This is a genomic window from Ligilactobacillus saerimneri DSM 16049, from assembly GCF_000423265.1.
GTDB classification, from domain to species: Bacteria; Bacillota; Bacilli; order Lactobacillales; family Lactobacillaceae; genus Ligilactobacillus; species Ligilactobacillus saerimneri.
In genome coordinates this window covers 79,894-100,669 of record NZ_AUHQ01000002.1, presented here as the reverse complement: position 1 = coordinate 100,669, position 20,776 = coordinate 79,894, and the positions used below count along the sequence as shown (strand labels likewise).

Genomic DNA, 20,776 nt, shown 5'->3' with positions numbered 1-20,776 from the left:
CCGTGCGGGCATGAAGATTTACCGGCACAGATACGATCTGGTGGGTCGTATCTGCGCAATGCAATACAACCCTAGTGCCGGCTTTGCCAACGATAGTTTACTTGTGGTTGTAAATTATTCATGGTAAATCTCCTTTCCGAATAAGAATTATTTTGAGTATAAGCTGATTCTTAGTCCCTGTCAACCAACTTAATCACTAATTTTACGCTTCTGCCACCGATAATAGGCTTGGGCAAAAATAAAGTAAGCCAAGACCATTACCAACACAGCTGCCCCGTTTTGAAGCATATTGGCTGAATCATGAAACGGAAAATAATATCCGCCTAAGTATAGTAACGCCGCCAGAACTTTCCCCATGTTGTTGGCTTCCAACTGGAGTAAAGCTTCACGTTTATTGGCGGTTAATTGAGTTCCCTGTTGCAGACGGTAACCGTGCAGTATCACTCCGTTTTGTAAAGCAAAACTCAAGTCCACTAACACGATAAATGCAGTGTAGATGTTGAGCCGGTAAATGCTCGTTCCGAGCACTACCAAGTCCAACAATAGCATCAGCCAATTGTACCGTGGTGTAAGGATCGCTTTAATTCTATTGTTCACTCTAATCCCCTATTTCTTAAATGTATTATAGTCTTATTCTATCATTAATCCGCCCTACTGCTCCGCCGGCGCGTCAACATGTAGTGCCCTGATAATAACAACAGGAACACTGCTCCGACCGTGACTGAAACCCGCGTTTCGGGATTGATGAACATAAAGACAACGATCAAGACTAAAAAGACGATCGCAATGTAGTTAGATAGCGGATAGAGGGGCATCTTAAAGGGATGGTCTGCCATTGCTTCTTGGTTCTGCCGCCGAAAACGCAGTTCTGACAGTAAAATCACAAACCACGGCACCATCCCTGGAAGCACGCTTGAACTGTACACAATCACAAAAAGATTCCCGGCTGTTTTACTCCAGCTTGTCACTACTAGGTTCAAAATAAAACCAATGAAAATCCCCGCCGCAATCGCATAAATTGCAACATTAGGAACTAAATGCTTAGATAGCTTTTTGAAGACCGCTGGAGCTTCATGATCGTGGGCCAATTTGAACAGCATGCGACTAGCGCTATAAACCCCAGAGTTCGCTCCTGACATAGCTGCTGTTAGGACCACAAAGTTGATAATCCCGGCGGCTGCAGTGATTCCCACTTTGGAGAAAGTCTCCACAAATGGTGAGCCAACTGCCTTAAGCTGATTCCATGGGTAGATTGTCACGATCACAAAGATTGCTCCGATATAAAAGATCAAGATCCGCCAAACGATGGACTTAACCGAAGCCACGATTGCATGCTTCGGTTCAGCCGCTTCGCCAGCAGTAATCCCGAGTAGCTCGATCCCTTGATAGGAACCCACAATGATCGACATCGAAAAGATAAAGCCCTTGAGACCACCAGGGAAAAAGCCACCATGACGCCAAAGGTTCGCTAAGCCCAGTGGGTGCCAGTTATTGCCTAAGCCGGCAAAAATTACCAACAAGCCTAAAACAATCATCATGATAATTGTTACGACCTTTATCATCGCAAAATAAAATTCCAAAGTTCCATAAGCTTTAGCTGAGGCAATGTTAGCCAAAGTCAATATGATAATCACCGCTATCCCCGAAACCCATGTTGGTAACTTAGGCCACCAATAATTTAAATATTCGCTAGCAGCAATGACTTCTGAAACACCTACGACAATGTACTGAAAAACATTGCTCCATTTAGTAAGATACCCGGCCAAAGGATGGATATAGTCGGTTGCATAATCCGCAAATGAACCTGTTCCAGGATTGAGATAAATCATCTCTCCCAATGCCCGCATGATCATGTACAGGAGTACACCAACAATAGCATAAGCGAGAAGAACGGATGGTCCGGTCCACTTAATGGTTGAGGTGGAGCCCATAAATAACCCCACTCCGATTGTCCCACCTAGAGCAATCATTTCCATTTGTCCAGATGTCAGCGTCCGCTTCAGCGATATATGATTAGGCTGTTTTTTCTCTCCCATGCTAGTCCTCCTATTTTCTTTAATAATATTTTTATTTTTACCATAGTCGTCTCATTATTTCAATTCCACTTCCGTAATAGATAGGATATAATTTGAAAAAAGGAGGCAAGATGTGATGGACGAAGTAGTAACACTTTATAACGCTGGACAAGCGCTTCGGGGAATTATTGAATATCCCTCAACACCAAGCGATACTGCAATTATCCTTTTTCACGGTTTCAAAGGCAATCGTGGCTACCAACCGGACGACCTCTTATCCCAATTAAGCCACGCTTTGGTGGCCAGTGGTTTCACCACGGTCCGGTTTGACTTTTCCGGTCGGGGTCATAGTGAGGGAAGCTACCAAGAAATGACTATTCCCCAGGAAATAAGTGAGGCGGACACGATCCTCACTTATACCCGCCAATTACCTGGTATCAAGCATATTTACCTACTGGGACACTCACTTGGTGGTGTTATTGCCGGTATGCTAGCAGGCTACTATCATGATTGGATTGACCGCTTAGTCCTGCTTGCCCCAGCGGTTAGCGTTAAAGAATTTGCCCGTCAGGGCCAGATCTGGCAAAGCAGGTTTGACCCCTTCCATATTCCCGAGCAAATCATGATCGACAACGTTCTAATGAACGGAAGGTTTCTTCGGACCGCACAAACCTTGCCGATTATGGAAACAACTGCGCAGTTTTCTGGGCCCATGTTAGTTATCCATGGGACAGATGATGTAGTGATCCCCGTCAGCGCGGTCAAAGAATACCAACGGTACTGCATGAACTGCGAAGTCCACCTCGTTCGGGGCGGAAGTCATACTTTTAAAGGAGAGAACCGTTCGTTAGTTGTCCAGCGCGTGACCGAGTTTTTAAGTAGAAAATAAAGGGAAATAGCCCTTGGGGCAAGGCGGGTGAGCTAAGCTAGGACGATGGCTGGCGCCTAGCGGCAGCCTGAGTTCGTACTTAGCTACTAGACTTGCAGCTATTTTCCGCGTTATTACTGCATAAAACAAGGCTGGTGAGAAAACAAAATTTTCTCACAGCCTTTTTAGTAATTTTAAATTTGATTATTTGGTGAAGGATGCCCGTGTATAATCTGTTTCACCAACTGAGTGCCACAATACACCCTTAACCTTAGGGTTAACTAAGTGACTTTCAGTCATTGTATACAGTGGAACTACTGGCATATCTTGGTTCAGTTGCTCTTGAGCAGCCCGCATATTTGCCCAGTACTTCTTTGGATTAGTCCCGTTAACGCCCTTAGCATCAACCAGTTGTTGATTGTAGTTATCGTTTGCATACTTACCATAGTTTTGGGGGTTATTCTTAGTTAATACATCAAAGTCACTGACTGGATCAGCAAAGTCCGCTAACCACAGAGCACTCTGCATATCAAAGTTCCCGTTAGCCAAACGATCGCTAACTTCCTTGGATGGAACAGCGTGAACTTCAACGCTAGCCCCAGCTAACTTAGATTCAACCTGTGATTGTACAAATTGGCCGACATTCTTGGTAACTGTCTGGTCATCACTGACTAAAGTCAATTTAACTTTCTTTTGTCCGAGCTCTTTCAACCCTTCTTGCCATAATTGCTGCGCCTTTTTTACATTGTATGTTTCTTTAGGAGCTGTTTCCTTGGCAAAATCTTTCCCTGTCGTCGGATCAACCGCCAACCGAGGGGCAACATACGTTGACGCTGCCTGAGAGCCGTCACTCAAAACTTTCTTTGCCAAACTGTCTTTATTTAAGACCAAGAACAATGCCTGGCGTAATTTAGCATTTTGGAAGGCCTTGTTGTTTGCTAAGTTCAGCCGTAAATAGTATGTTCCTGCCCGATATACGTGCCGTAAATTCTTATCCTTTTGCAGACCTTGAGCAGTCGTCCCAGTGATCTGGGCATCATCGAGCTGTTTTTGTTGGAATAACTGATGAGCCGTATTAGCATCCTTTACCACCCGCATATTCATTTGTTTTAAGTGGATATCTTTCTTATCATAGTAGTATTTATTTCTGACTAATTTCCAGGAGTCATTGCTTCCCGTCCAACCTTTAACCTGGAACGGCCCATTAGCAACCATATTTTTGCTGTTAGTCCCATATTTGCTTCCCGTTTGTTTTACCATGCGTGTATTTTGAGGGAAGAAGGCTGGCAAGACCATCATGCGGCTAAAGTATGGCATCGCATATTCCAAGTCGACCCGCAACGTATGCCGGTCAAGGGCTTTTACCCCTAAGGCTGAAGTTGGCATCTTCCCAGTTGAAACTTGTTCAGCATTCTTGATCCCCGTGAAGATATAATTATATCCTGACTTTGCAGTTGGTCCAGCTGACCGCCGCCATGAATTGACAAAGTCTTGGGCAGTTACAGGATCACCATTTGCCCACTTAGCATTTTTACGCAGATGGAACACATAAGTCTTCCCATTATTGGATGGTTTAACTACTTTAGTGGCCATCGCAGGGGCTGGATTACCTTTTTTGTCTGCGCGATAAAGTCCTTCCATGGTTTGTTCCAAAACATTCCATTGAGCTAGATTGGCAACATTTGAATTGTCTAGTGATTGAACATCCCCGGTTAACATCAACCGTAGGGTATTGTCGTTATTGGCTGTGGTATTCTTACTGGAGCAAGCGGCTAGTGCTAAAGCACTCAAGGCCACTGTTGCCCCCATCGCTGCTACTTTTGTTAATTTCATCTTTCTCTCCCCTTTTCTCTAACTAAAATTCGTTGTGTTCAACTTGACGTAAAAAATGTTTCAACGTTGCAAAAAATGCTGCTGGGTTATCTATTTGGTGACCATGTCCACCATCAGGGGTCAGGACTAGTCGTGCATGGGGCAATGTCTCTTTCATTCTTTGAGCTGCATCCAGTGGCATCGTATCGAATTCTCCGAAAGTCAACAGAGTTGGGGTGTTTACCCGGTGCAAGTCAGCCCGTCGGTCCCAGCCGTTAAGGGTTCCCACCATCACAAACTCATTATTTCCCTGGAAATAATTGTAAACAGCCGTTGCCTTCTTGCTAACAGTACGAACTTTGTTCTGTGGGTGGCGGACCACATACAGGCTATATAAACGGTCCAGTAATTCCTGGTACATAGGATCGTCAAAGTTCTCTTCATCTTCAACTTGTTTCATGTATTTTACTTCGCGTGGAGTAAGTTCTTTGTTCCGCAAATAATTGATATGCATTGTGTATTCCGCGATATTGTCGATCATGCTCATGATGACAAGTCCTTTGAGATGGTCTCCATACTTTAAGGCATATTCTTGTGCAAGTAATCCACCCCAAGAATGTCCTAGCAAATAGAAGTCCTCTAAGCCTAGCTTCTGACGTACTTCTTCCAGCTCAGACAAGTAGTAATCAAGGGTCAGATAATGTTGGTTTTCTGGTAACGAAAAATCAGGTTGGTCTGAATAATACGAACCCAATTGATCATAAGTGTATACAGTAAATTCATCACCTGGAAGGTTAGCCGCAAAATTGTCAAATCCTTCGTGGTTTCCTCCTGGTCCGCCATGGACACACAAGAGCTTAATTGCGCCATGACCTTCCTTCCGTGTAAACAAATGATACCCATTGTCCAGTGCCAATAAAGTTGTTCCTTGATGCTCCATAGTCAAAATTCACCTCATTAAAAATAATTCGATTTTAGAATGAAGTAAGATCTGGATAAAGAAAAAAGCCCTACGGAAACAATGTTTCCATAGGGCTTTTCAGCGGTACCACCTATTTTTAAGTTATGCCAACATTACTGACCATAACTCATCTCATCACGTGCGGCCCATCCTGGTAGGTTGACAGGCGATACGTTAGCGCTATAAAGGGCGCCCCCTGGAACTGCTAATGTCACAGTCCCGGCTCAAAGGTGATATTCGTCAACCGCCGTGTAATTTCTTCACACCAACCAGAAACTCTCTTGCTACCTGGCGGAGGACTACTGTCCTTATCTCAGCTATCTCATTCTATTCTAATGTCGTTGCCATAATATTATCACTATTTTATTATGTGTCAACTATTAATTTAAAAAAGTTTCTTTTATGATTAAATGCAAAAGTGTACAAAAAACAACCCTTGCGACAAATCGTTTAACCTAGTTAGGGACCATGGATTGCACTAAGTACGGCAACCTTCGCTTATATTTGAGCTCCTAAATTTATGTTTCTCCCCCACTATCCGTGTACTATCAGCGAATAAATAATAAGACTGGAAGAAAACGTTGTTTTCTCCCAGCCTCTGCATTGTTCCCAGTTACTTTATGTATTTCCTGGGAAATATTTACCTTTTAATAACATGCCTGCATTAATTCTTCTAACTGTTTAATCAACGGCGCCACTGGATTGGTGACCGTATTTTGATTGCCATATGCTTCAACTGCTAGGTCATGGAGGCGGTCTTCAAATTCTTGTTTGTCTACTCCATAGTCCCGTAGCCGCAATTTGATTCCAACTGCATGGGCTAAGTCACGGACAGCCGCAACTAAAGCTGCAATTGCTTCTTGGTTGTTCCGTCCCCCTAATCCCAAGGTCCGAGCAATTTCTGCATAGTCACTGTCAGCGCGATAAACCGCATAGTGGGGCCAGATAGCTAACTTTTGGGGTCTACGTGCATTAAAGGCGATAACATGGGGCAAAGCAATCGCATCGCCGACTCCACTCGGTACAGCAAATGCCGCCCCGAGAGTGTGGGCTAGTGCATGATCAATTCCTAAAAAGGCGTTGGCATATGCCATCCCGGCAAGCGTAGCTGCATTGTGCATCCGGCTACGCGCTTGGCGATCACCATGATAAGACGCTTCTAAATTAGCAAAGATCAACTTAATTGCTTGCAATGACCAACCGCGGGTAAAGTCTGTCGCCATTGTTGAAACATATGACTCCAGCGCATGGGCTAACGCTTCAAAGCCCGACCGTGCCACTAGGTCTGAAGGCATTGTGGCAACAAACTGATCATCCACAATCGAAACATCCGGGCTCAAAGCATAGTCACAGAGAGGATATTTAATGCCCGTTTGCCCATCCTTAATAATTGCAAAAGGCGATACTTCAGACCCTGTCCCTGATGTAGTTGGGATGCAAACCAACTGCACATCATGGTGCTTAGGGAAGCGAACAACCCTCTTTCTGATATCAAGAAACTTTTGGCGAGCTTCCGCAAAAGTCATTGTTGGATTTTCATAAAATAGGCGCATGGCTTTGGCAGCATCCATTACTGAGCCTCCACCCAGCGCAACAATTACATCTGGTTTAAAAATCTGCATCCGCCGCACACCATCAGCTACAACCTCTGTTGTTGGGTTACTAGTAACTGCTTCGAACACTTCATAAGCTTTAGCTCCACGCCGGTTACTGATAATATCTGTGATCTCAGTTGCAAAGCCTTGGTCAACAATTCCCTGGTCTGTTACCACAAAAAAACGTTCAACATCCGGCATATGGCCTAAATAGTTGGCAGCGTCATGTTCAAAATATGTTTTAGAGGGAACCTTTACCCATTGCATATTATCCCGTCGCATTGCAACAGTCTTGATGTTCAAAAGATCCCGTGCCGAAATATTATGTGAGATAGAGTTTGCCCCGTAAGACCCAGTCCCCAAGGTTAAGGATGGTGTCATGTTATTGTAAAGGTCGCCAATGCCTCCCAGTGCGGACGGATGGTTAACAATAATCCGACAAGCCGACATCGCTAAAGCAAACCGTCTAATCAATTCTTGATCTTCTGTATGGATAGCAGCAGTATGTCCCCGCCCCCCGTAATTTAAGAGCTCAGTACACAGTTCAAAGGCATGGGCTTGGGTCTTAGCACGATACATCGTAAAGACTGGTGATAGTTTTTCGGCTGATAGGGGATAATCACGCCCCACCCCAGTGAGTTCTGCCACCAAAACCTTAGTCGTAGCTGGAACCTTGAGGCCGCACATTTCTGCAATTTGCACTGCTGACCGCCCAGCAATTGGTCCTTGCACAGTCCCCCGCTTCGGGTCAATAAAATGTTCAGTAAACGTAGCTACTTTATCGGCAGGAATAAAGTAGCATCCCCAATCTTTGAACAAGGTTTTAACCTGTGCATAAACGCTATCGTCAACCACAACAGAATTTTCTGAAGCACAGACCATTCCGTTATCAAAGGTCTTAGATAGCATAATGTCATAGACTGCCCGCTTGAGATCTGCCGTCTGTTCAATATAGGCAGGACCATTTCCTGGTCCCACTCCCAGGGCCGGCTTACCGGTTGAATAAGCTGCCTTGACCATCCCAGGACCCCCTGTGGCTAAAACAAGTTGCACATCAGGATGATTCATCAAGGTTGAAGTTGCAGCTAAACTAGGTTGACTAATCCACTGAATAGCATTCCGTGGGGCCCCAGCTTTTTCGGCAGCTGCCGCTAAAAGCTCGGCTGTTTTAACACACGCCTTTTGTGCTTGGGGGTGGAATCCAAAAATAATTGCATTCCGTGTTTTGAGGGCGATCATCGCCTTAAAAATCACAGTTGATGTCGGGTTGGTCACCGGAGTAACACCAGCAATGACACCCACTGGTTCAGCAATTTTGAGTAATTCTTTTTCTTTATCTTCAGCAATGATTCCGACCGTTTTTTCGTGGCGCAAACTATTCCAGATATTCTCACTGGCAAACATGTTTTTAGTTGTTTTATCTTCAACGATACCGCGCCCCGTTTCTGCTACTGCCATCTGAGCTAGTTCATAGGCGTTTTGTTCACCTGCTGTCGCTAAAGCTTGGCAAATTTGGTCAACCTTATCCTGACTAAAATCTGCCATCTGGGCTAACGCTTCATGCGCTTGTTTTACTAAGCGATCAATCATAGTGGTCACATCTGTCTGTGGTTGCTCATTTTCTGCTGTCATCGGTATAACCCCCCTGGTCATTTGTTTGTGAATTATTTAACAAATTAAGCATACATGATTATCACAAAAATGAAAGCGCATTTTTGATTTTCACAAACTTTGTGGAAGGTGCAACCCCTATTTCCATGCGGAAGAAAACGATTTCTTTAAATGATTTGTGAAATTTAGCGAATTTCCTATTCCACCACAACCAGTAAGTTTAAGCTATAATTAAAGTAAATTATATGATTCGGAGTGAAGTAGCATGCGCAAACATAATCGTCCTCGGCGACGCGGATTAATTGGGCTCCTTCTGCTAGCTATCGTTATCCTGGGCGGAGTTTGGCTTTACCAGCGTGACCCGCTTGTTTTACCTTACGAAGCACGCGGAATGCGCCCCTTAACAACTAAGAGTTGGCAACAATCATCTATGACCAAAGATTACCCCAACCTCAGTCGGCATCCTAATATGTGGATTTTAGTTTCGACTAAGCGGCAACGTGTATATCTTATTGATGGTCATAAAACAATCTATGAGATGTATTGTTCCACTGGTGCTAAAAACCAAGCAACTCCAACCGGGACCTTTCACATCCAAGGAGAAAGAGGTCAATCTTTCTTCAACCCTTCGTCTGGCGAAGGTGCCAACTTCTGGGTATCATTCAAAAATCACGGCGAATATCTTTTCCATTCTGTCCCCATTAATGACCAAGGACAATACATCGTTGCTGAAGCCCAAGATTTAGGCAAGGTTGCCCGTTCACACGGGTGCGTGCGGCTTTCGATTCCTGATGCACAGTGGTTCTTCCAAAACATCCCTTATAACACTAAAGTGGTTATCCGCTAAAAATACGAAATGCAAAACCACCTTTGTGACAAATTGTTTGGTCAAGCTAGGATGATGGTGGGCGCAAAGTATAGTGCCCCGTGTATATCCTTGGCTCCTAATTTCCCATATTATTTATGTAATATTAGCGCATAAAAAAAGAGGCTGGAAAAATTCGTTTTTCCAGCCTCCACTGCTTTGGGACCCACAACTAATTAATAATATTTACTACCGACCATTTATTTTAATGGAGACTAACAAGTAAAACCCCAACAAACGCCACAGCCAGACCGCATAGCTTGCCGGTAGTTACTGGCTGTTTTTCAGCTTCAAATAAACCAAAATGATCAATCACAATACTAAAAGCGACTTGGCCAAACAGACCAAAGATTACCACTTTGGCCGTCCCTAACAATGGAATTAACCAGGCGACACTAAAAGTATAAATCGCCCCCAATAGTCCACCAGCGATGATCCATGGCTGTTCCTTTACTCCTTGGGGTAACGTCTGCAGGTTGTGCCATGGGGCACGCACTATCAACAGGATCAGGGTCAAAACAACCAGACTAAGCATAAATGAGATCACCACTGCATACAGTGATGAACCCAAAACTGATCCCAAATAACCGTTGACCGTCGCTTGCGTAGCAATCACCATTCCTGTCAAAACAGCTGCTAGCTGCCACAAAAAGCGGTGCTTACCAGCTGCCTGTGTCCGCGTAGTTTGCCCTTGCGCTAAGTTAGACCACACTACTCCCGCTATCAAAAGTGCTATCCCCACAATTTTCCAGGTATTAAGGGGCTTAATAGCTGCATTAAACCAGCCCAGTTGGTCAACTAAAACTCCCATCAGAATTTGACCACCGATCGTTAAAATAGTGGTTTGTACACTTCCCAGAATCGGGAATAACAAGATTAGCATTGTTACGCCGATGAGCCCTAAGATCCCACCAGACCAAACCCACCATGGTTCACCGCTAACTACCTGACTAGGAATGACAAAGGAATCATGAGTTACTACCATAGCCAAGATAAGGAATATTCCTCCGGTCAGGAAAGTCAACAAAGTTGCAAAATGGGGCGATTCAACGTAGTAACGTAGCCGGGAATTGACAGCTGATTGGGCAGCTAATCCACAGCCTGTAATGATTGGAAACAAGACTAAAAACAGCACTTACTGGGGCCTCCTTCAAAATTATAGGTGTCGCTTATTATAATTTTTATTCTTCATTTTTACCAGTTTTTTATTCCTTTTTAGCTAAAAAAAGTTTCTCTTCGCAATTAAAAAAGGTACGATCCTTGACCGAAGGTGTACTTCATTCGGAATCAGGATCATACCTTCCCTTTTAGTCTTTTAATAGTGTGGCAATATCGTTAACAATTAACTCTGGTGTCAAATGATAGCGCTGCTTGAGCTCAACCATTGGTACACTATCGTTGAATTCACGCGCTGCCCCATAGTTTTTAACGCGCATCGAAGTTGGTCCATAGAAACTAGCAACTTTTTGGCCCCAGCCACCATTTACTTCACCATCTTCTAAAGTTACCACCACAGTGTGGTTGGTGCGAAGAGCTGTCAATGTTGCTTCATCAAGGGTCGTTGCTGACAGGGGGTTAATCAGCGTTGGCTTAAAGCCTAATTGGTCAGTCAGCAATGTTTGGACTGCACGTCCTAGCTCGTAGAACCCACCCAGGGCCAGAATTGCTACCTTTTCGCCGGCATCGACTGCATATTTGATCTTACTATAATCTGTTTGTGTTGCTACCCCATGGACGACTGCTTGTCCTGGCTGGCGGATTGCAACTGGCCGATCTGTTTGTTGGAGGGCCCACTTCAACATTGCCTGTAGTTCTTCTGCATTGGTTGGGGCTAAGTATTCAACATTAGGAATGTTGCTCAAATAAGGGATATCAAAACCACCCTGGTGCGTTTTGGATCCACTTGTGATCGTACCGTTGCTGATATAAAGCACAACTGGCTGGTTGTTGAGTGCCATATCATGGACTAACTGGTCGTATGCCCGTTGCAGGAAAGTGCTATTTTCAAAAACAATTGGCCGCACACCATTTTGAGCTAAACCAGTTGCGTAGGTAATTGAAAATTGTTCAGCAATCCCCACATCATCATAATTTCCTGGGTACTTAGCCTGGAAATCCTTCAGCCCAAAGGCTCCCGGAATAGCAGCATTCAGCGCTAGAACTGGTAAACCAGCATCGATTTGTTCTGCCACTGTTTGCCGTGCCAAATCAGCATACTTTTCTACATTAGCAGCACCGGTACTTGTTCCCGTTGCCACATCAAATGGTCCATGCCAGTGGAATGCCATTTGGTGATCGATAGCTGCCAAATCGTTACCGTCAGCAACATATTTATAGTCTAGCCCCATTGCAATAAAGGGATTGTTTGGTGTCTGACCGTTAGTAGCCCGCAACTCAGCTAGACTAATGTACAGGCCCCCTTGGTTTTCATCAATTGACATCTGGTTGTCATTGACCACGATAATTAAATTGGAATGCAGTTTAGCGGCATTATTGAAAGCTTCAAAAGCCAAGCCCCCACTCATCGAGCCATCACCGATAAAGGCCAGAATATTTTCCTTACGTCCTTGCATATCCCGCGCCTTAGCCATCCCGATTGCCAGTGCAACCGAAGTGCCGGTGTGCCCGATTGCATAATAATCATGCGGACTTTCCTGCGGATTAGTGTAGCCGGTCACGGTTTGATACTGATCGGGATCAAGAAAGGCTTGTGCCCGTCCGGTCAGCATCTTGTGCCCATATGCCTGGTGCGAAATATCCCAAACAATCTTGTCAACTGGTGAGTTGAACACATAGTGATATGCAATCGTTGCTTCGGCCACACCAAGGTTGGGGCCTACGTGTCCACCAATTGCTGCATCTTTTTCAACTACCAATTGCCGGATTTCTGTCGCCAGTTGCTCCATTTCTTCCAGAGTTAACTGTTTAACATCAGCTGGTCCGGTGATTTTATTGAGCAAATAATCTGGGTGTTGATTCATTAATACCGCTTCCCTTCACTTACTTTTTGTAATTGCTATTATATTATACTCCCTGTTTTTATACTTGCAAAAAATAAGTTACTATACTAACCATTTATCTTTTCACATGTCCAAAAAAGCAGTACCATCTCAAGAATGAAAAGTTTCTCCACTGCGGAATATTTAATTCTTTTCCCATAAAAATACCCTCTGAGCATCAGATGCCTTTTACTTCATCTGTATACTCGGAGGCCATTATTGAAAGCTTCTCCCAGCCTCAAACTATTCAAACTAAGTTTTCACTGTTACGCATCATTGTTTCACGTGAAACATCACACATAGTGGCGCCGTCCGGCTAATAAACCCGCAACTGTAAAGACAACCACTGCGCCCAAAAGAACCACTAATCCTGCTTGCCAACTATGGGTAGCAGCATTGAGATGGCCCACAATAACTGGACCTGTCGCTGCCAATAAATAACCCGCAGACTGGACCATCCCTGAAAGGTTCCGTGTATCAGCAGCGTTGCGCGTTTTTAATCCAAACACGGTTAACCCTAACGGAAATGTCGTTCCGATTGCCATCCCCATTAGTAGAGCTACTAAGAGGTAGTACCAAACGGAGTTGACCGCGAAAAACAACATCCCGAGGCTTGCTGCAGCTGCAATTCCTGCAAACAAAGCAAACCACCGCCGCCGTAAATGCGAAAGCCGTGTAGCAACCACCGGAATTACTAATGCAAATGGCATCGAGAACAGTTGAAAGAATCCTGCTACTAAGCTAGCTTGATCCTGGGTTAGGCCTGCCGCTAAAGCGATTGCTGGTAACCAAGCAACAATACTATAAAAAACAAAGCTTTGAGCCCCAAAATAAAATACCAGGTACCAAGCTGTCTTGTTGCGCCACATGTTGGTTTCGCCTGGGGCGTCGGTTGTCGGAACAAGCTTTTCGGGCTGATTGTATTTAAGATTAGGGAGCCAAACTATGGCCGTCAATACCGCTACCAAACTGATAATAACAATAGCCACCTGCCAACTTGCAGCCTGTGATAATGGTGAAATGGTGTATGCACCAATAGCAGAAAAAGAAGTAATCGCAACATTATACATTCCAGTCGTACTGCCGATCTTATCAGGGAGCTTATCTGCGATAACTGCTGGCAGTAAAACATTGAACCCTGTAATTGCTAAGCCCACGAGAACTGTCCCCCCTAGTAGGGACCAGAAATTGAAAATCCGGACAAACGAGCCAACAATCAGTAAGAGGAGTGCTAACCCGATGGTTGCTTCATTACCGATCTTCCGTGCTAAAAGTGACACCAAAGGGGAGATAAACCCAAAGCATAATAACGGAATTGTTGTTAAGATTCCTAAGCTGTTGGGTGCAACCTGAAAGCTGGCAGCAATATCTTTAATAACCGATGGCAACGCCGTAATAGGCATCCGCATGCAGACCCCCACTAGGAGTATTCCCACCAATAGTAAAGAACTGTGGTTCTTTTTTTCTAACACTAAATCTCCCCCTCAAGCTAATTAATATAAACAAGTACTGATTAAAGTTTGTGAATTTTTTAACTTTTACTTACTTTTTGTTAGTGACATCTTCAAGTATACCATAGCGCTTTCAAAATACCAGTCTTAAGTTTATTTTCTGGTAATATCCTAATTCAAATTTATTTTGCCAAGAGCAGCACTCCACTATGGGGATTAGCCATTAAAAGAACCCACTGAAACTGGTGTACAAAAACACACCAATTTCAGTGGGTTGCTTTTTTAGCGATCTTTGGGTTAATCGACTACCCGAACTCCCGCTTGGTCAATTGTTAAGTCTAAGGTTGAAGCAGTCAGTCCTGACGCTTGCAAACTTTTTTTAAATTCACTTACCTGGGTAGCAGGAAGCAAGGTCATAATGGTAGGGCCCGCACCACTTAGATAAGTAGCGACTGCCCCGCTCTCATGTCCTAGTTTCCGGATACGACTTAGCTCCGGAACTAAGGCAGACCGTACTTGCTCGTGAAACTCGTCTGCCTCCATTAATTTACCCAAGACATCATAGCGTTGCCCAAAAAGAGCTGCTACTAACGTATTGGCCACTGCGCTAGCATGGACCGCCTGAGAAAACGGTAATTGGCTAGGAAGTACGGCCCGCGCCTTAGCGGTAACAACGTTGTATGGTGGAACATACGCTAATAACCTATACGGCGGAGTCGGGGCTTTAACTGCCACAAATTCATCTTCAATATTAGTTCCCACAACAATTCCACCTAAGATCGCAGGCGCAACATTATCTGGATGTCCTTCAATCTTGGCCGCTAATTGGATTTTTTCTTGCGCCGTTAACTGTAAATGAGCTAATTGGTTGGCCAGTTCAATCCCTGCTACAATCGCAGCGGATGAGGAACCCAAGCCGTGGGCTAGTGGAATCGCACTTGTTACCTTGATCTGATGGGGCGGAAGGCTGGAGACAACTGTAAGGGCCGCTTGGATGATCAAATTGTCACTTCCATGACTGATCGCAGGTAAATCATGGTCTACCTGCCACGTTGAACTTGCAGGTCCAACTGTTACTTCAAGGTAACGGTTAACCGCCAACCCGATCGAGTCAAAACCCGGACCAAGGTTGGCCGAAGAAGCTGGTGCAATAATCTTCATAACTTGACCCCTCTTTCTTATTCAATTACTCGATAAGCACAATGCAGGGTAATCGTTCCAAGTGCTGTCAATCTTTGCTGAAGCTCATGGAGTTGCTCTTTACTCATCGTGTGCGTAATAATCATTACTCGCGCCTGCCCATTTTCTCCTGCTTGTTGCACAATTTGCGAGAAACTTGCATTGATCTGGGCCATTACAGTGGTCAACTTTTGCATCTCCCCCGGTTGGTCTGGCAATGTCAACGCTAGGTAATACCGATCTTTAACTTGGGCTGGCGTAGCCAATGGGAGGGCTTGGGAATACCGATTAAACGAATTCCCATTGGTCTTTAAAATCATATTCTTCACTACCGTTGTAATATCGGACAGGACACTGTTGGCAGTCGGTAAAGCTCCCGCACCAGGACCATAGAACAGCGTATCGCCAACGGCCTGTCCCCGTACCATCACGGCATTATTTTCATTGTTAACTCCCGCTAGCGGGTGGTGCACACTGACCAAAGCTGGCGCCACCTCTACAAAAATACCCTGGTCAACCAACCGGGCTACTCCCACTAGCTTCAACACGTATCCAAAGGCCGTTGCCTGCCGAACATCCTGGGCAGCCACTGCATCAATACCGGTCGTTTCAAAATCCTCCAGGTTCACTTGCGTGCCAAAAGAGAATTGGCTAAGAATCATCATCTTGTAGGCTGCATCCTTCCCCTGGACGTCATTAGTTGGATCAGATTCAGCAAAACCTAATTGTTGTGCTTGCTTTAATGCCGCTGCATACGTCCAACCTTGTTGGGCCATCTGAGTCAAAATGTAATTTGTAGTCCCATTGACAATTCCTTTAACTTCAGTGATCTGGTCAGCCGCAAAACTGTCTGCAATCGTCCGTAAAATAGGAATACCCCCGGCCACACTGGCTTCATACATCAGATCACACCCATTAGCGCGGGCTAACCGAATCAGATCAGCCCCTTCAGTAGCAATGAGGTCCTTATTTGCTGTCACAACATGTTTATGGGCCTGCAACAACTGGGTAATTACTTCTTTGGCCGGATGGATCCCTCCCATTACTTCCACCACAATCTGAATTTCAGGATCAGAGAGGATATCATCCAAGTCAGTGGTTAAATGAACCACCTCAGCTACATCTTGGTGTTTCGCCAAATCACGTACCATCACTGTTTTGAGAACTAATCTCCGCCCTGTAACTGCATAAATCTTATTCGCATGTTCTTGAATCATCGCCAAGACACCGCTACCAACTGTTCCTAAACCGATCATTCCTAATTTGATGACATCCATATGATTCCCACCTTTCCCGTCTAAGTTACACTCACTTTTATAATTAAAAACTCACCTTTTCTTAAATTTTAACATAGTTTTTTAATTAATAAGGGTATAATATTAGCAAATACCTATTCGTTTTAAGGAGGCTTTCTCATGAACTACCGTAGTACCCGCGATCCTAACGCCCAATTATATACGGACGCTCAAGCCATCATTCAGGGCTTGGCCCCTGATGGCGGGCTGTTTGTCCCTGCTGCTTTTCCGCAACCACAGTTTGACCTCACCCGTTTAACAACTTCATCCTACCAGCAGCTCGCCCAAACCGTCCTGCAGTGGTTCTTTCCCCACCTCCCTACCGCAGCAACAGTACCTGCTGCTTATGGCGCTCAATGGGACCATCCTCGGATCGCACCGCTGACACCCGTCCATGCTGGGAGTTATTATCTAGAACTTTTTCATGGACCAACGCTGGCCTTTAAAGACGTTGCCTTGCAAGTGCTACCACATCTTCTGCAAGCAGCTAAGCACCAAACTAAGGACACTAAAGAAACAATTATCCTCACTGCTACTTCTGGCGATACCGGGACGGCAGCTTTACGTGGTTTTCGCAATGTAGCAGGAACCAGAGTTATTGTTTTTTATCCGCAACATGGAATCAGTCCGATCCAAGAGGCCCAAATGCGCAGCCAACAGGGAGACAACCTCCATGTAGTTGCTGTTAAGGGCAACTTTGATCAGGCTCAGACTACGGTCAAGGAGATCTTTAACGACCCTACCCTGGCTGCAGTTCTGGCCTCCCACCAGCAACATTTTTCTTCTGCCAATTCGATGAACATTGGACGTTTAATTCCCCAGATCACTTACTACTTTAGTGCTTACGGACAACTACTCCGGCAGGGAGTGATCCAAGCAGGTGACCAAGTCAACTTTGCCGTCCCTACTGGCAACTTTGGGGATATTTTGGCCGGTTACTATGCCGCAAAGTTGGGGCTTCCAGTCGGGCGCTTGATTTGTGCTTCAAACAAAAATAATGTCCTGACCGACTTTTTCGCTACGGGCACCTATGATAAACGCCGAGAATTTTTCGTAACCAATTCGCCTTCAATGGATATTTTGGTTTCTTCGAATCTCGAACGCTTGCTCTTTGATATCAGCGGTGGTGACGCTGAACTCGTTCAGCAACTCATGCATGAACTCCAAGACCAAGGTCACTATTCCCTGCCAACGGAACTACTGACCAAGCTCAAGCAACTTTTTGCTGCTGAATATGCCACCCCGGATGAAATTCAAACAGAGATCAACCGCGTCTTTAAAGAAGCTAACTATCTAATTGATCCCCACACAGCAGTCGGGTCCATTGCAGCCCACCGGTACCGTACTTTAAGTGGCGACCCCCGGCCATGTGTAGTCGTAGCTACAGCTAGCCCTTACAAATTCCCTGAAACTGTTTTACAATCTCTAGACAATACCGTGCCTAGTCAGAGCACCGGATTAGATGCAATTGAGCAACTTGCTCAACTTGACCCACGGCCTTTAACAGCTGGAGTTGAAGAACTCTTTACCAATCAACCGCAACCCGTCTTGACTACCACTCCCACCGCTATGCCCCGGATGGTCTTAGATGTCCTGAAGAAAACCGATAAATAATCACTAACAGAAAATGTGAGTTGGAAACAAAGATAAAGGCTGGGAGAAAACAATGTTTTCTCCCAGCCTTTATTTTTTCGTATTCTTTAATGAATTGCTTATTATTCCGCCTTTTGTTCAGGCAAATGGATGTGTACATTATTTTTACTTTGATATTTATTCGCTAAAGTAAAGACCACCACGATGGTGAGCAAGCCGTACACAACCCCAATATAGCCGAGGTTGCTCATTTTAGTGAATTGTACTGCTTCGGAAGCTGTAAACGAGCCCAGTGAAATGCCAATATTGGCAAAAATAGCATTCAATGATGAGGCCAAGTCTAATGATGCAGGATATTCTGATTCAGCAATATCCATGAACATCAACTGGGTAGATGACCCATAGCAACAGAATGAGATACACAGTAACCCAATAATTAACGCTGCGATCCACTTGTACTGGAACGTTACCCCTAAGGCGAGATATAACAATGTCATCACGATGTAAATCCACCGTAAGGTCAACATTCCCCCGTGGTCGGCAATATATCCACCAAACTTGTTGCCAATGATAAAGAAGACTCCCATCCCAAAGAGGATCCAATTTAACCACGCGTAGCTAAACCCCATAACATTGGTTGCTAACGGCCGGATGTAAGTATAGATCGTATAGTCAGAAGCACACACCAAAACAATCAGCGATGTGCCTAAAATCACCCGTTGGTCACGTAATAAAGTGAATTGTTTCTTAAAACGACTCCGCACTTGGGGGGTATCGCGGGGCAAAAGCCATAATAAAGCAGCAAAAACCGGAATGGTTAACAAGGAGATCATCCAGAAACTTTCTCGCCAAGAGAACAGGTGGCTGACAATAGTCCCAATAGGGATTCCAATAATTGATGCAATACTAAAACCCGCAAAAACCCATGAAACGATACTAGCCCGGCGATGACGGGGAGCGGTAAAGTTTACCATCACCATTACCAAGGAAATAATAGCCCCAGCAACCGATGCGGTTATAACCCGGGAAATAAACATACTCCAATAACCCGTAGCTAATGCTGACCAGGAATTTCCCACCAAGAAAATGCCGATTAAACTCAAAAGAACCCGGTGGCGTGGCCACCGACTAGCAACCGATGTAATGATCGGGGTGCAGATCGCATAAACTAGGGCAAAAATAGTCACTAAGAGTCCTAGTTTGGATAAAGGCTCATGAAAATCGCGGGCTACATCAGGGAGCACACCCACAATCATATATTCATTACAGCCCAACATAAAGGCAACAAAAACAAAAACAAGTGCTTGCAGACGATACTTCATTTAATATCTTTCCTTCGTTTTCGCAACGAAATTCCTTTCTTTAGATTGTATTGATAATCATTAACTTTTCCATTATACAGTTTTTTTGTCCTAATCAGAGAGAAGTCTTTTTTCTCTCATTCAAATACTAGTAACTTGCTTACGCGTTCTAACCATAATGTTACCGCACTATTAAGCAGGAGCAACTATTCCTTCCCTATTAGGCGAACGTATATTCTGGTATAATTGAATATATTAATATCCAAAGGAGAATATTCTTATGCATCGCTTACGCAAATTTAGTCAGCTTCTCGCTGGTTTAATGCTGGTGTTCACGCTAGCAGGATGTAGTAATTCTAGTAACACTTCTTCTGCCACCAGCAGTAGCACCCCAGCACAACATACTAGTCAAACTAGCTCTAGCAGCAGGATAAATAGCACCCAGAGCTCGGTTAGCTCTGAAACAACATCAAGCAGTAGCTCCGCCAATGCCAGTTCTCTGACCCTGCCTGCTACTGCGACTGTTCCTGACCAGCAGTTAGCATCAACTGTCCTCACTGACTCAGTTACGTCCCAATTGAAAGGGAATTTACAATGGAATAATGCTGGAGCATTCATTGTTAACAACAACCAAACTGATCTCAATGCTAACATCGCTAGTGCTCCTTATGCTGTCAACCAGACAGATAATCTAGGACGCCCAACCGTTGCCAACGCTTGGCTCAACCGTACCAGTCGGCAGTACCGGAACCGTCAGGAAACAGGTAACGGTCGGACTAATTGGCGTCCCTTAGGTTTCCATCAGGTTCTCGACCTCCCCGGAACATACAAGCATGCCTATGACCGGGGGCACCTCCTGGGCTATGCTTTAGTCGGCAATATTCGTGGGTTCGATGCTTCGGAGTCTAATCCCAAAAATATTGCCACGCAAACTGCCTGGGCCAATGAAGCGCGGGCCCAGTATTCGACCGGGCAGAACTATTACGAAGGCTTGGTCCGGAAGGCCCTTGATCAAAATAAGCAAGTTCGCTACCGGGTCACTGATATTTATGCCGGTGACAACTTAGTGCCTGCTGGGGCTCACTTAGAAGCCAAGTCACGGGACGGCGCGCTAGAGTTCAATGTTTTCGTTCCTAATGTTCAACCTAATATCACAATTGATTATGCGACCGGGTACGCACAACGCCGGTAATTTGATCAAATTAATACTACGAGGCTGGTGAAAAGTTAC

Annotated in this window: 15 protein-coding genes; 4 read left to right on the top strand and 11 right to left on the bottom strand. The window is 44.8% G+C overall.

Features of this window, described 5'->3' with window-relative positions; translation table 11 throughout:
* Positions 1–189: 189 nt before the first annotated feature.
* Both G541_RS0101450 and G541_RS0101445 read right to left on the bottom strand, forming a co-directional pair.
* A complete protein-coding gene (locus G541_RS0101450; protein ID WP_027826243.1) occupies positions 190–597 on the bottom strand; it encodes a hypothetical protein in 408 nt (135 codons plus the stop codon).
* 44 nt (positions 598–641) lie between these two features.
* Positions 642–2,036 carry an amino acid permease gene (locus G541_RS0101445; protein WP_027826242.1) on the bottom strand — a complete coding sequence of 465 codons (1,395 nt, stop codon included), beginning with the start codon at positions 2,034–2,036 and terminating at the stop codon, positions 642–644.
* Positions 2,037–2,151: 115 nt separating this feature from the next.
* Between G541_RS0101445 and G541_RS0101440 the strand changes: the two genes are divergently transcribed.
* A complete protein-coding gene (locus tag G541_RS0101440) occupies positions 2,152–2,904 on the top strand; it encodes an alpha/beta hydrolase (protein ID WP_027826241.1) in 753 nt (250 codons plus the stop codon).
* 183 nt (positions 2,905–3,087) lie between these two features.
* Here G541_RS0101440 and G541_RS0101435 read toward each other — a convergent pair whose 3' ends face one another.
* The 3 genes from G541_RS0101435 to adhE all read right to left on the bottom strand — a co-directional run bounded on the left by G541_RS0101435 (position 3,088) and on the right by adhE (position 8,883).
* A complete protein-coding gene (locus tag G541_RS0101435) occupies positions 3,088–4,716 on the bottom strand; it encodes a peptide ABC transporter substrate-binding protein (protein WP_027826240.1) in 1,629 nt (542 codons plus the stop codon).
* A 22-nt stretch (positions 4,717–4,738) separates the two neighbouring features.
* A complete protein-coding gene (locus G541_RS0101430) occupies positions 4,739–5,635 on the bottom strand; it encodes a proline iminopeptidase-family hydrolase (protein ID WP_027826239.1) in 897 nt (298 codons plus the stop codon).
* Between the two features lie 668 nt (positions 5,636–6,303).
* On the bottom strand, positions 6,304–8,883 hold the full coding sequence (gene adhE, locus G541_RS0101425) for a bifunctional acetaldehyde-CoA/alcohol dehydrogenase (protein WP_027826238.1): 2,580 nt from the start codon (positions 8,881–8,883) through the stop codon (positions 6,304–6,306).
* A 244-nt stretch (positions 8,884–9,127) separates the two neighbouring features.
* On the opposite strand from adhE, the gene G541_RS0101420 reads away from it, so the two are divergent.
* Positions 9,128–9,709, top strand: a complete 582-nt coding sequence (locus tag G541_RS0101420) for a L,D-transpeptidase (RefSeq protein ID WP_027826237.1) — start codon at positions 9,128–9,130, stop codon at positions 9,707–9,709.
* A gap of 223 nt (positions 9,710–9,932) precedes the next feature.
* Here G541_RS0101420 and G541_RS0101415 read toward each other — a convergent pair whose 3' ends face one another.
* The 5 genes from G541_RS0101415 to G541_RS0101395 form a co-directional block, all read right to left on the bottom strand.
* On the bottom strand, positions 9,933–10,862 hold the full coding sequence (locus G541_RS0101415; protein ID WP_027826236.1) for a DMT family transporter: 930 nt from the start codon (positions 10,860–10,862) through the stop codon (positions 9,933–9,935).
* Between the two features lie 172 nt (positions 10,863–11,034).
* The gene (locus G541_RS0101410) at positions 11,035–12,708 is read right to left on the bottom strand and encodes a 1-deoxy-D-xylulose-5-phosphate synthase N-terminal domain-containing protein (RefSeq protein ID WP_027826235.1); all 1,674 of its coding nucleotides are present in this window, start codon (positions 12,706–12,708) and stop codon (positions 11,035–11,037) included.
* 311 nt (positions 12,709–13,019) lie between these two features.
* Positions 13,020–14,198, bottom strand: coding sequence for an MFS transporter (locus tag G541_RS0101405; RefSeq protein WP_009552557.1), 1,179 nt, complete (start codon positions 14,196–14,198; stop codon positions 13,020–13,022).
* Between the two features lie 276 nt (positions 14,199–14,474).
* Positions 14,475–15,338, bottom strand: a complete 864-nt coding sequence (gene thrB, locus G541_RS0101400) for a homoserine kinase (protein WP_009552559.1) — start codon at positions 15,336–15,338, stop codon at positions 14,475–14,477.
* A 17-nt stretch (positions 15,339–15,355) separates the two neighbouring features.
* Complete coding sequence (locus G541_RS0101395) at positions 15,356–16,633, bottom strand: homoserine dehydrogenase (RefSeq protein ID WP_027826234.1); 1,278 nt, start codon at positions 16,631–16,633, stop codon at positions 15,356–15,358.
* A 138-nt stretch (positions 16,634–16,771) separates the two neighbouring features.
* On the opposite strand from G541_RS0101395, the gene thrC reads away from it, so the two are divergent.
* A complete protein-coding gene (gene thrC, locus G541_RS0101390) occupies positions 16,772–18,265 on the top strand; it encodes a threonine synthase (protein WP_027826233.1) in 1,494 nt (497 codons plus the stop codon).
* Positions 18,266–18,366: 101 nt separating this feature from the next.
* On the opposite strand, the gene G541_RS0101385 is transcribed toward thrC, so the two are convergent.
* Positions 18,367–19,566: an MFS transporter gene (locus G541_RS0101385; protein ID WP_027826232.1), complete on the bottom strand. Its 1,200-nt coding sequence runs from the start codon at positions 19,564–19,566 to the stop codon at positions 18,367–18,369.
* 259 nt (positions 19,567–19,825) lie between these two features.
* Here G541_RS0101385 and G541_RS0101380 point away from each other — a divergent pair, with 259 nt between their 5' ends.
* Positions 19,826–20,737: a DNA/RNA non-specific endonuclease gene (locus tag G541_RS0101380; protein WP_027826231.1), complete on the top strand. Its 912-nt coding sequence runs from the start codon at positions 19,826–19,828 to the stop codon at positions 20,735–20,737.
* Positions 20,738–20,776 lie beyond the last annotated feature (39 nt).